Origin of the sequence: Sphingomonas fucosidasi, assembly GCF_036663855.1 — a bacterium.
Lineage (GTDB): Bacteria > Pseudomonadota > Alphaproteobacteria > Sphingomonadales > Sphingomonadaceae > Sphingomonas > Sphingomonas faeni_B.
Genome location: NZ_JAXOJR010000008.1, coordinates 197447 through 212425, shown reverse-complemented (window position 1 = coordinate 212425; position 14979 = coordinate 197447). Strand labels below are relative to the sequence as shown.

The window sequence follows — 14979 nt, the reverse complement described above, 5'->3', positions numbered from 1 at the left end:
GCGGGTGGCGTTTTGTGTTGGGGGCGCTGTGCCGTCTCCCCGCCGGGCCGCGCCGCCCGCCCCCCCGGCCGGGGGGGGGGGGGGGGGGGGCGCCCCCCCCAGTACCGGGCGAGGGCGCTTGTGGCGGCCCCTCACCCCAACCCTCTCCCCGCAGGGGAGAGGGAGCTAGAAAGGCTTACGCTTCCGCGGCCATCTTCTCGGCCTTGGCGACGGCTTCGTCGATGCCGCCGACCATGTAGAACGCTGCCTCGGGGAGGTGATCATACTCGCCCTCGACCACCGCCTTGAACGAACGGACCGTGTCTTCGAGCTGGACGAACTTGCCGCTGATGCCGGTGAAGACCTCCGCGACGTGGAACGGCTGGCTGAGGAACTTCTGGATCTTACGCGCACGCTGGACGGTGAGCTTATCTTCCTCGCTCAGCTCGTCCATGCCGAGAATCGCGATGATGTCCTGCAGCGACTTGTACTTCTGCAGCGTCGACTGAACGGCACGCGCGGTGTCGTAATGCTCCTGGCCGACGACGCGTGGCTCGAGCAGACGCGAGGTCGAATCGAGCGGGTCGACCGCCGGGTAGATGCCCAGCTCCGAGATCGCACGGTTGAGGTTGGTCGTCGCATCGAGATGCGCGAACGACGTCGCAGGCGCCGGATCGGTAAGATCGTCTGCAGGGACGTACACGGCCTGAACCGAGGTGATCGACCCCTTGTTCGTCGACGTGATGCGCTCCTGCAGAGCGCCCATGTCGGTCGACAGCGTCGGCTGATAGCCCACCGCCGACGGGATACGACCGAGCAAGGCCGAAACCTCTGCGCCCGCCTGCGTGAAGCGGAAGATGTTGTCGACGAAGAACAGCACGTCCTGGCCTTCGACGTCGCGGAAATACTCGGCGATCGTCAGGCCCGACAGCGCGACGCGAGCGCGTGCGCCTGGCGGCTCGTTCATCTGGCCGAACACGAGCGCGACCTTCGAGCCTTCCGACTGCGGATTGCCGTCGGCGTCCTTGGCGATGACGCCCGCGTCGAGGAACTCGTGGTACAGATCGTTACCCTCGCGGGTACGCTCGCCGACACCGGCGAACACCGAGGTGCCGCCGTGACCCTTGGCGATGTTGTTGATCAGCTCCTGGATCAGCACGGTCTTGCCGACGCCGGCGCCACCGAACAGACCGATCTTGCCGCCCTTCGCATAGGGTGCGAGCAGGTCGATGACCTTGATGCCGGTGACCAGGATCGCGCTCTCGGTCGACTGGTCGACGAACAGCGGTGCCGAAGCATGGATCGGGGCAGTCGTCTCTGCGCCGACCGGACCGCGCTCGTCGATCGGCTCGCCGATGACGTTGAGGATACGGCCGAGCGTCTTCGGGCCGACCGGCACGCGGATCTGCGAGCCGGTGTCGGTGACGGTCTGGCCGCGGGTCAGACCCTCGGTGGCGTCCATCGCGATCGTGCGAACGGTGTTCTCGCCGAGATGCTGCGCGACTTCGAGGACGAGCCGGTTGCCGTTATTGTCGGTTTCGAGCGCCGACAGAATCGCGGGCAGGTTGTCGGGGAAATGCACGTCGACGACGGCACCGATCACCTGCGAAATGCGGCCGGTGTTGTTCGTGGCCTTCGAGCTGCCCTCGGTCGGGCGGATGTCTTCAGCGGCGGTTGCCATCACACTATCCTTGGGTCTTGTTGTTGGCCGGGTTGGTAGCCGGTGAACGGGTAAAAGTCACGTCGATGCGCTCGGGCGCACCGTTGGTCGAAGGCACGATCGCGACCTTGGCCGGTGCCGCATCGAGCGGCTGGCCGAGGCGGATCGCGCGCAAGAGGTCAGGCGAAGCCTTGATCTTGAAGCGGCCGAGAAACTCGCCGACGGTCTGCGCGAGCCGCATCCGTGCGGTGGTCGCATCGACCGGGTCGGTCAGCGCAAGAGCATATGTCACGGTGTCGATCGCCGTGGCGGTCTTGCCCGTAACAGCAACCGAGGTCGTGTTAGGCTTGGCCGCGTTCGAGTTGGAGAACATCCGCGGCTGGCCGGTCGCCGTGAAGCCACCGTCCTTCGCCGCATAGGCCCCGAGCGCAAAGCCCGCCTGGTTGATCGCGCCGATCATCTCCTGCGGCGCGCCGAACAGCCGGTCCCAGCCCGACAGCGTCGCGACGGAGGCGGTCTGCGCCGCCTCCTGCTCGTGCACCGACGGTGCCGGCTTGCCGCAGCCAGCCAGCCCCAACACCATCGGGGCAGTCAGGGTCAAGGCGACCGCGAACTTCATTTCAGCGCTTCGGCACCCGAGATGATCTCGACCAGCTCGGTCGTGATCGCGGCCTGACGCGTGCGGTTATACTGGATAGAGAGGCGCGTGATCATGTCGCCGGCGTTGCGCGTGGCGTTGTCCATCGCGTTCATGCGCGAGCCCTGCTCCGACGCTGCGTTTTCGAGCAGCGCGCGGAAAATCTGGATCGCGACGTTGCGCGGCAGGAGATCTGCGAGGATCGCTTCCTCGTCTGGCTCATACTCGACGACCGCCTCGGCAGGAGCGTTTGGCTTGGCTTCCGCACCGGGGATCGACGACAACGGAATCGGGATGATCTGGATGCCGGTCGGAAGCTGCACCAGCGCCGACACGAACTTCGCGTAGAACAGATGCGCGACGTCGAACTGGCCTTCGCCGAAGCGCTTGATCAGATCCTCGGAGATTTCCTGCGCGTCGCTGAACGCGAGCTTCTTGATTCCGCCCATCTCGTGGTCGGCGAGGATGTCGTTCGGGAAGAAGCGCTTGATCACGCGCCCCTTCTTGCCGGCGACGTAGAACTTCACGGTCTTGCCGGCTGCGATCAGCTCCTCGGCCTTGCGACGTGCCGCGCGGACGATGTTGGTGTTGAACGCACCGGCGAGGCCACGCTCCGACGTCGCGATGACGATCAGGTGGACCTGGTCCTTGCCGGTGCCCGCGAGCAGCGGCGATGCGCCCGGCGCGATGCCGACGCGCCCCGCGAGGCTCGCCATCACCGCTTCCAAACGCTCGGCATACGGACGCCCGGCGACCGCCGCGTCCTGCGCACGGCGCAGCTTCGCAGCGGCGACCATCTTCATCGCCTTGGTGATCTTCTGCGTCGACTTCACCGAGCCGATGCGGATCTTGAGGGCTTTCAACGACGCCATTTAGTTTCCTACCTCGTCATCCCAGCGAAAGCTGGGATCTCGTGCCACAAGCCGCTCACTGGCGGCCTGAGACCCCAGCTTTCGCTGGGGTGACGGTCAATTATGCAAACGTCTTCGCGAACGCTTCGAGCGCCGCCTTCAGCTTGTCCTTCGCCTCGTTACCCAGATCGCGGGTATCGCGGATCAGCTTCAGCACGTCGGCATGGTTCGCACGCATGTCGGCCAGCAGCGCCTGCTCGTAGCGGGTCACGTCGGCGACCGGCACCTTGTCGAGATAGCCGCTGGTGCCGGCGAAGATCGACACGGTCTGCTCTTCGAACGGCAGCGGCGAGAACTGTGCCTGCTTCAGCAGCTCGGTCAGGCGCGCGCCGCGGTTGAGCAGCTTCTGCGTCGACGCATCGAGATCCGACCCGAACTGCGCGAACGCCGCCATCTCGCGGTACTGCGCGAGCTCGAGCTTGATCGAGCCCGACACCTTCTTCATCGCCTTGGTCTGCGCGGCCGAACCGACGCGGCTCACCGACAGGCCGACGTTGATCGCCGGGCGGACGCCCGAGAAGAACAGGTCGGTCTCGAGGAAGATCTGGCCGTCGGTGATCGAGATCACGTTTGTCGGGATGTACGCCGAAACGTCGCCCGCCTGCGTCTCGATGATCGGCAGTGCGGTCAGCGAGCCGCCACCATTCGCGTCCGACATCTTCGCCGCACGCTCGAGCAGGCGGCTGTGGAGATAGAACACGTCGCCCGGATACGCCTCACGGCCCGGAGGACGACGCAGCAGGAGCGACATCTGGCGGTAGGCGACCGCCTGCTTCGACAGATCGTCGTAGCAGATCAGCGCGTGCATGCCGCGATCGCGGAAATACTCGCCCATCGCGACGCCGGTGTACGGTGCGAGATACTGGAGCGGTGCGGGGTCCGACGCGGTCGCGGCGATGACGATGGTGTATTCCATCGCGCCGTTCTCCTCGAGCGTCTTGACCAGCTGGGCGACGGTCGAGCGCTTCTGGCCGATCGCGACATAGACGCAATACAGCTTCTTCGACTCGTCGTCGCCAGCGTTGGCGATCTTCTGGTTGATGAACGCGTCGATCGCGACGGCGGACTTGCCGGTCTGGCGATCGCCGATGATCAGCTCGCGCTGGCCACGGCCGACGGGGACGAGCGCGTCGATCGCCTTGAGACCGGTCTGGACCGGCTCGCTGACCGACTGGCGCGGGATGATGCCCGGTGCCTTCACTTCGACGCGGCTGCGCTCGGTGGTGTGGATCGGACCCTTGCCGTCGATCGGGTTGCCGAGGCCGTCGACCACGCGGCCGAGCAGCTCCTTGCCGATCGGCACGTCGACGATCGTGCCGGTGCGCTTGACGATGTCGCCTTCCTTGATCTCGGAATCGCTCCCGAAGATCACGACGCCGACGTTATCGGCCTCGAGGTTGAGCGCCATGCCCTGCACGCCGTTCGAGAATTCGACCATCTCGCCGGCCTGGACGTTGTCGAGGCCGAAGATGCGCGCGATGCCGTCGCCTACGCTCAGCACCTGGCCGGTCTCGCTGACCTGGGCCTCGGTGCCGAAATTGGCGATCTGATCCTTGATGATCTTCGAGATTTCTGCGGCGCGGATATCCATTAGCTTAGCCCTTCATCGCGTGCGCGAGAGTGTTGAGACGCGTCTTGATCGACGAATCGATCATCTGGCTGCCGACGCGGACGACGAGCCCACCCAGCAACGATGGGTCGACGCTGAGGTCGACGGAAACTTCACGGCCGACGCGCTGGCGGAGCTGATGCTTCAGCTCGATCACCTGCTCGTCGGTCAGCGGATGCGCGGACGTCACCTCGGCTGCGATCTCGCCGCGATGCTGCGCGGCAAGTGCGCGGAAAGCCTTGATGATCTTCGGCAGCGCGCCGAGCCGGTGGTTCTCGGCGAGGACACCGAGGAAGCTCTTGGTGGTCGCATCGACACCGAGTTCGTCGGCGACCGCGGAGACTGCCTTCACGGCGGCGCCACGCGAGACCATCGGGCTCACCGTCAGCGTGCGGAAGTCCGCGGACTGCGCGAGTGCGTCGCGCACATTCGCCAGGCTCGACTCGACCGCATCGATCGTCTTCGCGTCACGCGCGAGTTCGAACAGGGCCAGCGCATAACGCCCGCCTAAGCTCGCTTGAATACCGCCGGATGTCTCCACGGAACCTCTATCCTCGCCTGCAACGAATAACCGACCCAAAGGAAGAGAGGGCGCGAAAGCACCTCTCCTGGGACGCGGCGCGGTTAGCATCGGGTTGTCGGATTGGCAACCCGGCGGGAGGGTCGGAGGGACGGGTTTGTGACTGTTTTGTCATTCGCGTCGAGGCGGCCACCCTTCCTATGTCATCCTCGCGAAGGCGTGGATCCCTATCTCCGGACCCAGCGCTTCGCCGCACGGCCTGCTACTATGGGTTCCCGCCTCCGCGGGAATGACGGTATTGGACAGCCGTTACGACCAATCGACGAGGACGAGAGAATGACCGGCACGATGGAAACGATGACGATGTCCGACGGCGCGAGCATCGCCGTCTATCACGCGCAGCCGACTGGCGAGCGCCGCGGTGGGCTCGTGCTGGTGCAGGAGATCTTCGGCGTGACCGAGCACATCCGCGACCTGTGCGATGAATATGCCGCCGACGGTTATGAGGTCCTAGCGCCAGCGCTGTTCGATCGCGAGCATCCCGGTTTCGAGGCGGATTATTCAGGCGACGGCCTCGCGCGCGGCGTCGAACTTGCACGCCAGCTTCACCCGTTCGAGCTGTCGTTGAAGGACGTCCAGACCTGCATCGACACGCTCGCACCCGCCGGGCCGGTGTTCGTGGTCGGCTATTGCTATGGCGGCTCGGTGGCGTGGTTCGCCTCGACCAAGCTCACCGGCGTGGCGGCGGCGAGCGGCTATTACGGCAGCATGATCCCCGCCGCGGCGGACGAGGAGCCGAAGGTGCCGGTCATCCTGCACTTCGGTCGTCACGACCACGGCATCCCGATGGAGGGGGTCGAGCAGGTGATCGCGAAGGATTGGCCGAACGCGACGGTGTATGTCTACGAGGCGGGCCACGGGTTCAACTCGGACCGCCGGAAGGATTATCACGAGCCGAGTGCGGACCTGGCGAAGGCGCGCACGCTAGAGTTGTTCCGCGCCAACGGCGGCTCATCACCGCCCCCCCTTTCCTCCACCCCGGCGAAGGCCGGGGCCCAATTGGAAAGGTGGCAATAATTGAGGGATGCGCTCCGTTAGCGACGTCCCCCAATTGGGCCCCGGCCTTCGCCGGGGTGGTGGCTTCGGTAGCAGGCCTCGGCGCAGGCTGGCGCTACAGTCTTGTAGGCCGCGCCTGCTTCCGTGTTCTCCCGCGAAGGCGGGAGCCCAGTCTGGATCCCCGCCTTCGCGGGGAAACAACTCTCTTTAGCCCCTCCCGGGTTACTCCACCGGAAAATCCGCCCCCAAGCTGTCCGCCTTGTGCGCCTCGATCTCCTTCAACCGCCCGGCCATCTTCTCGACGACCGCATCATACCCCCAGGCCCCCAGCACCAGATGCCGCGGCGGGTTCGCCCCCTCGGTCAGTGCGATCATCGCCTCGCCAGCCCGCACCGGATCGCCAGCCTGAGTCCCGCTAACCTCACGCGTGCCGTCGAGCCGCTTGCCCGCCGTCTCCGCATAGTCCGCAATCGTCACCGGCGTCTGCTTCAGCGACCGCCCCGCCCAATCCGTCCGGAACGGCCCCGGCTCGACGCACGTCACGGCGATCCCGAGCGGCTTCACCTCGGCGAGCAGCGAGTCCGACCAGCCCTCGACCGCATGCTTCGACGCGGCGTAATAACCCGAGCCCGGAAACCCGACCAACCCGGCAACCGACGTGATGTTGATCACATGCCCGCTCTTCTGACCGCGCATGATCGGCAACACCGCCCGCGTAAGCGCGAACAACCCGAACACGTTCGCATCGAACTGCGCGCGGATTTCGGACTCCTCGCCCTCCTCGATCGACGCCTGATAGCCATAGCCCGCATTGTTCACGAGCACGTCAATCCGCCCGAACTTCGCCTGCGCCTGCGCGACCGCATCCTCGATCTGCGCCTGGTCGGTCACGTCGAGCGACACCGCGAGCGCGCGATCCTCGGCGCCCTCCGCAAGATCGGCCACCCGCCCCGCATCGCGCGCGGTAACCACCGCACGCCAACCGCGCGCGAGCACGAGCTTGGCGAGTTCGCGACCGAAACCGGTCGAGCAGCCGGAGATGAACCAGACGGGGGTGTCGGAGGCCATGAGACATCTTTCGTTAGGGGGTATGATCAGAGAACGGCCGGGCCGTCCATTCGGGTCCGCTTTGATCGCAAGCCGCGGGATGCGCGCGCGTCGCGACCGGCTATACCGATCCAATGAGCACCGCCCCCGACACCGACACCGCCTGGACCGCGTTCGAGCGCCGCGACCGCGCATGGGACGGCCGGTTCGTGGTTGGTGTGAAGACCACCGGCATCTACTGCAAGCCAAGCTGCCCCGCACGCCACCCGAAGCGCGAGAACGTCACCTTCCACCCCGACCCAGCCAGCGCCCGCGCCGCCGGCTTCCGCGCCTGCCTGCGCTGCACGCCGGACGAAGTCGGCCGCGACCGTATCGCTGTCGCCGCCGCCATCGCATTGCTCGAAGCCGCCGAAGACCGCCTCTCGCTCGACCAAGTCGCAGCCAAGGTCGGCTACGCGCCGCACCATTTCCACCGCCTGTTCAAGCGCGCCACCGGCGTCACCCCCGCCGCTTATGCCCGCGCGCTGCGCACCGGCCGCGCGCGCGACGCCTTATCGGAGGATTCGACCGTGACCGAAGCGATCTACGACGCCGGCTATTCCGCCCCGAGCCGCTTCTACGAGGCCGACGCCAAACGGCTCGGCATGGCCCCCAGCGCCTGGGCACGCGGCGGCGAAGGCGTCACGATCCGCTGGACGGTCGCCGACACGAGCCTCGGCGCATTGTTCGTCGCCGCCACCGACAAGGGCCTGTGCCGCGTATCGTTCGACGAGGATGCCGATGAACTCCACCGCCGCTTTCCGAACGCCAGAATCGAACCCGGTGACGCGGCGCTCGCCGACTTGGCCGCGCAGGTCGTCGCCGCCGTCGAATCTCCCGATCGCGACCACGACCTCCCTATCGATGTCCGCGGCACGGCGTTCCAGGAAGCGATCTGGCAGGCGCTGCGAACGATCCCGATCGGCGAGACACGCACCTATAGCGAACTCGCAGCGCTCGCCGGTCGCCCCGCGGCAGTACGCGCCGCCGGCACCGCGTGCGGGCAGAACCCGGTCTCGATCGTCATCCCCTGCCACCGCGCGCAGCGGATCGGCGGCGCGCTTGGCGGCTATGCGTATGGGCTGGAGCGCAAAGCCGCGTTGATCGAGCGGGAACGGGGTTAGGCGTCACCCGGCCGGAGGCGTCTCGGCAGCCCCATCCTGGCCCGGCCCCTGCACCTGGCCTTGGGCCTGTCCGAGCGACCGCAACGCCTCCGGACCGATCTTGCCCGATTCGAGGATCGTGATCAGACGCGCCGCGGGATTGTCCGCCGGCAGATGCGGGTTGAAGGCGAGCGGGCGCAAGGTCCGCTTGGCATCTTCCGCATCGCCGTCGCCAATCTCCTGGGCGGCGACCTTGAACCGCAGACCGGGATCCTGCGGCACGAGTTCGAGCGCGCGCTTGATACCGGTGATCGCCACCTTGGTCGGCGGCGTACGCTGCGCGCCGAAGCTGTCATAATAGAGCGACAAGGCCTCCGCATCGTCGGGGGCGAGGCGGTTGGCCTTGACGACCCAGCTTCGCGCCTCCTTCCACGCATCGGCATCCTTGGTGGACGCGGCACTTGCCCGCCGCAGGTGGATCCTGGCCTTGTACAGCAACGCCTGCGCCATCTTGGGGTCGGCGGCGAGGGCGCGGTCCGCGGCCGCTTCGGCATCGTCGTCCTGAACCGCATCATAGGCCATCTCGGCGAACCAGCCCTGCGCGACGGCATCGGTCGGATAGGCCGCGGCGATCGTCTTGGCGCGGGTGTAGATCGGCTGCGCCGTCTGGCGGTTCACGCCGCGTTCGGATTCCATGCGAAGCGGCATCAAGGCTTCGGCGCCGGCACTCAGCGGTTCGACGGTGATCTTAGGATCGGGGAGCCGCGAATAGGCGATCTTGATGCCGGGGATCGTCGATCGTGCGAGATAGGCGTCGAGCGCCCGATCGAGCGCGCGCAGGTCGCCGAACGCGGCCCGTGCCGCCGCGACGCTGGGAACGCCCTTGTTCAAGGCGTCGAGATAGCGCCCGAACGTCGCGCCGCGCGCCGGATCGAACATGATATAATGGGTCAGCAGCCAGCCGCGTGCGTAGAGCGAGCCACGCTCCTCGTCCGACAACCGTCGCGATCCGGTATCGAACAGGCGCTCGGCCGACAGTCCGCGGGTCTTGAACAGGCTGTACGCCCGGTGCTGCGCCGCGACGCCGACCATGACGCCGTCCTTTTCGAACCGCGCGGTCGAGACGAACTCGGCATAGCCTTCGGAAAACCAGGCCGGATAAGCGGCGGCGAACGTGCCGAGCAGGAAATGATGCGCGTATTCGTGGAACAGCACGATCTCCGGCTTCAGATTGGCATCCGCGCCGCCGGAGCGAGGCGTAAAGGCGATCGATCCGTTGACGCGCGGCAGGTAGAATCCGGCGACGTTGGCGCTGCCCTTGCCCATCAGCTTGCGGACATCGCTCGCCGTATCGACGACATAGACGGTCACGCGGTTCGTGCCCGGCTCGGCGGGCGGGGTGTTGGCACGGTGCAGGATACGCATCACGCCATCGAACTGCTCGAGTTGCGTCGCGGTCTTGCGCAGCGCCGTCTCACCGGCGCTCGAATAGACGACGAAATGGTCGGAGGTGGCGCGCAACCATTTGGCCTCCGCAGCGACCGAAAAGCAGGCAGCACCCGCCGCTGCTATCACGCAGGTACACCGAACCCATCCCGAAACACCGATCATCGCGCCACCCTGCCCAGCCCCTGCCGAACCCTTGCCGGGCGTCATGCCGGCCGGTCGTTCTTTCGCGCAGTCGAGCAGATTCCGGGACGGGAAGCTATTGGTTACGTCCGATGCCGGTCATTTTGCCGACTTGCAGGAATAGACCAGCTTTTCGTTCGGCAGCGGCGGCAGCACCGCGCGGATCGCCGCCTGCTGCCCGGCGAGCCGAGCCAGCGCGGCGTCGTCCATGTTGCAGACGTTCGGCACGACACCGCGCGCGGTCCGCGCGGCGGTCATCCCCGCCGCCGACAGCAGATAGCGCGTGTTCGAATAGACCCGCGTTGCCGGATCGAACGACAGGACGGAGACGGTCTGCTCGTCGTCGGGCACCAGCACGCGGTCCCAGCGGCCGCCCCCATTGCCGTTTTGCGCGCCGACATATTGCGTCTTGCCGTTCACGCAGCCCTTTACACCCCAGTCGATCGGCACGTCCTCGCTGGACGAGATGGTGATCCGGCTGCGCTCCGGGATCAGCGTGCAGATCAGCTTGCCGAGCGCGGCGTCGGGCGTCGAGATGCGGGTCTTCGGGAGCGCCGACAAGGGGACGTCGACCTCGCCCGAGGGGCGCAGCACGAAGACGATGATCGCGACCAGCACGCTGACGCCGCCGACCGACACCGCCCAGATCGCCTGGCGCCGCTGGCCCCGCGATTCGAGCAGCCCAGCGCTGCCGATCACGAGCGCGCCCGCGACCAGCAGGAGCCCGGCGATCGCCATGACGTTCTCGCGACTGCGCGACGCCTCGGTCCGGGCCTTCTCCAGCGCCACCTCGCGGGTCATCGCATCCTGCGTGGCGGCGTCGCGCTTGGCTGACGCCGCATCCGCCGTCGCCCGCGCATCCGCGTCGGCGTCCTGCCGCAAGCGATCCTCGATCGACGTGCAGCCCGTACCGATCGACGCGTAGGGCTGTTTCGCGTCGCGCAGGAAGCCGGCCAGTTCGGTATCCGCGATCGCGAACCCGAACGTCGAATCGCCTTCCTCGCCGCGCGTGATCGCCGAATTCACCCCGATCACCCGCCCGCAACGATCGAGCAGAGGCCCGCCCGAATTACCACGCGCGATGCTGGCGGTGTGCAGCAACACCTCGACGCCGCTCAGCACGCGGCGGCCCGAGAGCACGCCCTCCGACCGCACCGGCGTCATCGGCCGGATATAGTCCGCCGCCGACCGCGCCGTCGCCAGGTCGACGTTGCCCGGGAAGCCGAGCGACACCACCGCATCGCCCTCGCTCATCGGGCCGGTATAGAGCGGGCTCGGCGGCAGGCGCGCGCCGGTGAACTCAATCAGCGCCAGGTCGCGCTGCGAATCATACGCGATCACCTTGCCCTGGTAGGATTTGTCCCCCTCGGTCGGCACGATGCCGACGACCACGTTGTCGGGATAGCGCTCGGCGAGATCGACGACGTGCGCGTTGGTGACGATCCGGTTGGGCGCGATCGCAAAGCCGCTGCCGTGCCCGAAGCCGACCACCTGATCGTCGACCACCGCGATCGTCACGACGCGCACCACGCCGCGCCCGGCGGCGGCGATGTCGTCGGCCGACGCGGAACTGGCCAACCCGAAAGTCAGCGCGAGGAGAAGCAGCAGGCGGATCATGCACCAGCCTTCGGGGAGTTCTTGACCGCGATCAACCCTGCAGCGGATCCGCAGATCCCCGCCATTCCGGTTTGGTTAGCGAATTATCAAGCCTTCGACCCTAACCCGGTATGCACTTATCCGGGGATTTGGGCATGAGTGCATTCGGGCGTCGTAATGGCATGAGCGGGGGGCAAGCGGCCCGGCCCGCATTCGGCGTCGCCCGTCCCATGCAGGGCGGTGGCCCCGCGCCGCGGTCCGAACCCGAGGGCGGTGCGCAATTCCCGCCGATCGACTCGTTGCCGATGCCCGGCGAATCCGACGGCTTCGGCCTCGGCACGATGCCCGCCGGCCAGATGGACGCGATGCAGCGGCTGTCCGATCGCCAGAATGCGAGCGGGGAAGCGGGCAACAGCCGAACCGAGGGCTTCGAACAGTCGATCCACAAGATCAAGGAACAGGTCCTCCCGCGCCTGCTCGAACGCGTCGACCCGGAAGCGGCGGCGACGCTCAACAAGGACGAACTGGCCGAGGAATTCCGCCCGATCATCGGCGAAGTGCTCGCCGAGCTGAAGCTGACGCTCAACCGCCGCGAACAGTTCGCGCTGGAAAAGGTGCTGGTCGACGAGTTGCTCGGGCTCGGGCCGTTGGAAGAGCTGCTGGCCGATCCGAACATTACCGACATCATGGTGAACGGCCCCGACCAGACCTATGTCGAGCGCAAGGGCAAACTCGAGCTCGCGCCGATCCAGTTCCGCGACGAGGAGCATCTGTTCCAGATCGCGCAGCGGATCGTGAACTCGGTCGGGCGCCGCGTCGACCAGACGTCCCCGCTCGCCGATGCGCGTTTGAAGGACGGATCGCGCGTCAACGTGATCGTCCCGCCGCTATCGTTGCGCGGCACCGCGATCTCGATTCGTAAATTCTCCGCGAAACCGATCACGCTCGACATGATGGCGGGGTTCGGATCGATGTCGCCGAAGATGGCGACCGCGTTGAAGATCGCGGGGGCATCGCGCTTCAACGTGGTGATCTCGGGCGGTACCGGCTCGGGCAAGACGACGATGCTCAATGCCTTGTCGAAGATGATCGACCCCGGCGAGCGCGTGCTGACGATCGAGGATGCGGCCGAGCTTCGCCTGCAACAGCCGCACTGGCTGCCGCTCGAAACGCGGCCGGCCAATCTGGAGGGTCAGGGCGAGATCTCGATCCGCGATCTTGTGAAGAACGCGCTGCGTATGCGGCCGGACCGGATCATCCTGGGCGAAATTCGTGGGTCCGAGTGTTTCGACATGCTCGCGGCGATGAACACGGGTCACGACGGCTCGATGTGCACGCTCCACGCCAACTCCCCGCGTGAGGCGCTCGCCCGCATGGAGAACATGGTGATGATGTCGGACATCAAGGTGCCCAAGGAAGCGATCTCGCGGCAGATCGCGGACTCGGTCGAGCTGATCATCCAGGTGAAACGCCTGCGCGACGGCTCGCGCCGGGTGACCAACATCACCGAGGTGATCGGCATGGAGGGCCCGGTGATCGTCACGCAGGAGCTGTTCAAGTTCGAGTATATGGACGAGTCGGCGGACGGGAAGATTCTCGGCGAATACCGGTCGATGGGGTTGCGACCGTACACGCTGGAGAAGGCCAAGCAGTTCGGGTTCGACCAGGCGTATCTCGAGGCGTGCCTGTAGGTGGCCTTGGCTCACAACAGTTCGCCGCATGCATGACGCCACCACCCCGGCGAAGGCCGGGGCCCAGTTGGAAAGGTGGCAATAACAAGCGCCGTCCGACATCATCACCGTCCCCCATCTGGGCCCCGGCCTTCGCCGGGGTGGAACAGCTTGGAGTGTCGTACGCCTTGATCGGCGGGCTGCTTGATCGGCGGCCTGCGGCGACCTTCGTCGGGTCTCGACCCCGCTTCGGCGACGCATCCGCTTGTACCGCTCCTGCGACTCGCTAGGGACCACCGGACATGCGTCGTGTCCTTTTCGCCCTCTTCCCGCTGATCGCGGTCCTGTTCGTCTCCGCGCGCGAACCTGCGCCTGCACCGGCCGCCATCTCCCCCGCCGCCCGAGACCGCGGCGTCTACCATCTCGCGACCGACGCCGAAGCCCGCTGGATTCCGTTCGACCTGACCCCCGGCAACCAGATCCGCTTCACGATGCAGATCGACGGCCGCGACGTCACCGCGATCCTCGATACCGGCGTCAGCTATACGTTGCTCGCCAAGGCCTCCCCCGCGGTCGACACCGCCAAGCTGGTCGCCGGCGGCAGCGCGACCGCGATCGGCGGATCGGTCGCGTTGGGCTGGATGCCGACCCGCAGCGTCGCGCTCGGCGGCCTCGCGCGGACCGGCGGCGGCGTGACGGTCGCCGACCTGCCCGCGATCGCCACCGGCAGCGCGTCCGCGGTCGATCTGCTGGTCGGCGCCGACATGCTCGCCGGCCATGCGCTCGACATCGACTATGCCGGCAAGCGCTTCCGCCTGATCCGCTCCGGCCGCCTCCCGTTCAAGGGTCAGACCGCGCCGCTCCGCGTTTCCGCCGAACGCAGCGTCTACGAAAGCGCGATCACGCTGGGCGGCCGGCTGCTCGCGCCAATCGTGGTCGATACCGGCGACGGATCGTCGATCACCGTCACGACGCCGGGATGGCAGGCGGCGAACCTGACGGCGCTGCGGACCACCAGCGCGATCTCGTTCGGGCTGGCCGGGGCGGCGGTGAGCGGTCTCGCGATCGTTCCAGAGCTCCGCGTCGGCGAGATGACCGCGCGCGATGCCGAAGTTCGGATCGAGCCCGCAGGCGGATTCTCGCAGGCGATCGGCACCGCCGGTCGGATCGGATCCGGCTTCCTCCAGAATTACCGCGTGCTGCTCGATCCCGGCGCCCGGCGGATGATATTGAGCCGGGGACCCAGGGCCGACCTGCCGCCGCCGCGTTCGACCAGCGGGCTGCTCATCGGCATCGAGAAGGACCGGCTGAAAGTCCTGCACGTCATGCGCGGCGGACCGGCGGCCGCGACCGGCTGGAAGGACGGCGACCTGATCTGCACGATCGACGGCACGCCGATCCGCGCCGACTATCCGACCAGTCCGATCGCGGCCTGGACTGCCGACAAACCTGGCCGTGTCGTGACGCTCGGCCTGTGCGACGGCACGACACGCGCGCTCGAACTGACGCATTTTTATTAGGAC

General features: G+C 66.9%; 12 protein-coding genes. 4 read left to right on the top strand and 8 right to left on the bottom strand.

What is annotated here, in order from left to right; all coding sequences use genetic code 11:
- Positions 1-175 precede the first annotated feature (175 nt).
- From atpD to U1737_RS15765, 5 genes are all read right to left on the bottom strand, one after another.
- Positions 176-1660, bottom strand: a complete 1485-nt coding sequence (gene atpD, locus U1737_RS15785) for a F0F1 ATP synthase subunit beta (RefSeq protein WP_055873598.1) — start codon at positions 1658-1660, stop codon at positions 176-178.
- Positions 1661-1664: 4 nt separating this feature from the next.
- Positions 1665-2258, bottom strand: a complete 594-nt coding sequence (locus tag U1737_RS15780; protein WP_332797419.1) for a hypothetical protein — start codon at positions 2256-2258, stop codon at positions 1665-1667.
- Positions 2255-3148, bottom strand: coding sequence for a F0F1 ATP synthase subunit gamma (locus U1737_RS15775; protein ID WP_248523321.1), 894 nt, complete (start codon positions 3146-3148; stop codon positions 2255-2257). The genes U1737_RS15780 and U1737_RS15775 overlap by 4 nt, the downstream gene beginning before the upstream one ends.
- A 100-nt stretch (positions 3149-3248) precedes the next feature.
- On the bottom strand, positions 3249-4778 hold the full coding sequence (atpA, locus tag U1737_RS15770; protein ID WP_055873607.1) for a F0F1 ATP synthase subunit alpha: 1530 nt from the start codon (positions 4776-4778) through the stop codon (positions 3249-3251).
- A 4-nt stretch (positions 4779-4782) separates the two neighbouring features.
- Positions 4783-5337 carry a F0F1 ATP synthase subunit delta gene (locus tag U1737_RS15765; RefSeq protein ID WP_332797418.1) on the bottom strand — a complete coding sequence of 185 codons (555 nt, stop codon included), beginning with the start codon at positions 5335-5337 and terminating at the stop codon, positions 4783-4785.
- 315 nt (positions 5338-5652) lie between these two features.
- Between U1737_RS15765 and U1737_RS15760 the strand changes: the two genes are divergently transcribed.
- Positions 5653-6393, top strand: coding sequence for a dienelactone hydrolase family protein (locus U1737_RS15760; protein ID WP_332797417.1), 741 nt, complete (start codon positions 5653-5655; stop codon positions 6391-6393).
- A 201-nt stretch (positions 6394-6594) separates the two neighbouring features.
- Here the strand turns inward: U1737_RS15760 and U1737_RS15755 are convergent, their stop codons facing one another.
- Complete coding sequence (locus U1737_RS15755; protein ID WP_332797416.1) at positions 6595-7440, bottom strand: oxidoreductase; 846 nt, start codon at positions 7438-7440, stop codon at positions 6595-6597.
- A 113-nt stretch (positions 7441-7553) separates the two neighbouring features.
- On the opposite strand from U1737_RS15755, the gene ada reads away from it, so the two are divergent.
- Positions 7554-8582: a bifunctional DNA-binding transcriptional regulator/O6-methylguanine-DNA methyltransferase Ada gene (gene ada / locus U1737_RS15750; protein WP_332797415.1), complete on the top strand. Its 1029-nt coding sequence runs from the start codon at positions 7554-7556 to the stop codon at positions 8580-8582.
- Positions 8583-8585: 3 nt separating this feature from the next.
- Here the strand turns inward: ada and U1737_RS15745 are convergent, their stop codons facing one another.
- Positions 8586-10217, bottom strand: a complete 1632-nt coding sequence (locus U1737_RS15745) for a tetratricopeptide repeat protein (RefSeq protein WP_332797414.1) — start codon at positions 10215-10217, stop codon at positions 8586-8588.
- Positions 10218-10289: 72 nt separating this feature from the next.
- Complete coding sequence (locus U1737_RS15740) at positions 10290-11807, bottom strand: S1C family serine protease (protein ID WP_332797413.1); 1518 nt, start codon at positions 11805-11807, stop codon at positions 10290-10292.
- A 134-nt stretch (positions 11808-11941) separates the two neighbouring features.
- On the opposite strand from U1737_RS15740, the gene U1737_RS15735 reads away from it, so the two are divergent.
- Positions 11942-13477, top strand: a complete 1536-nt coding sequence (locus tag U1737_RS15735; RefSeq protein WP_248523334.1) for a TadA family conjugal transfer-associated ATPase — start codon at positions 11942-11944, stop codon at positions 13475-13477.
- Positions 13478-13758: 281 nt separating this feature from the next.
- Positions 13759-14976, top strand: coding sequence for a hypothetical protein (locus U1737_RS15730; protein WP_332797412.1), 1218 nt, complete (start codon positions 13759-13761; stop codon positions 14974-14976).
- The last annotated feature ends 3 nt before the right edge of the window (positions 14977-14979 follow it).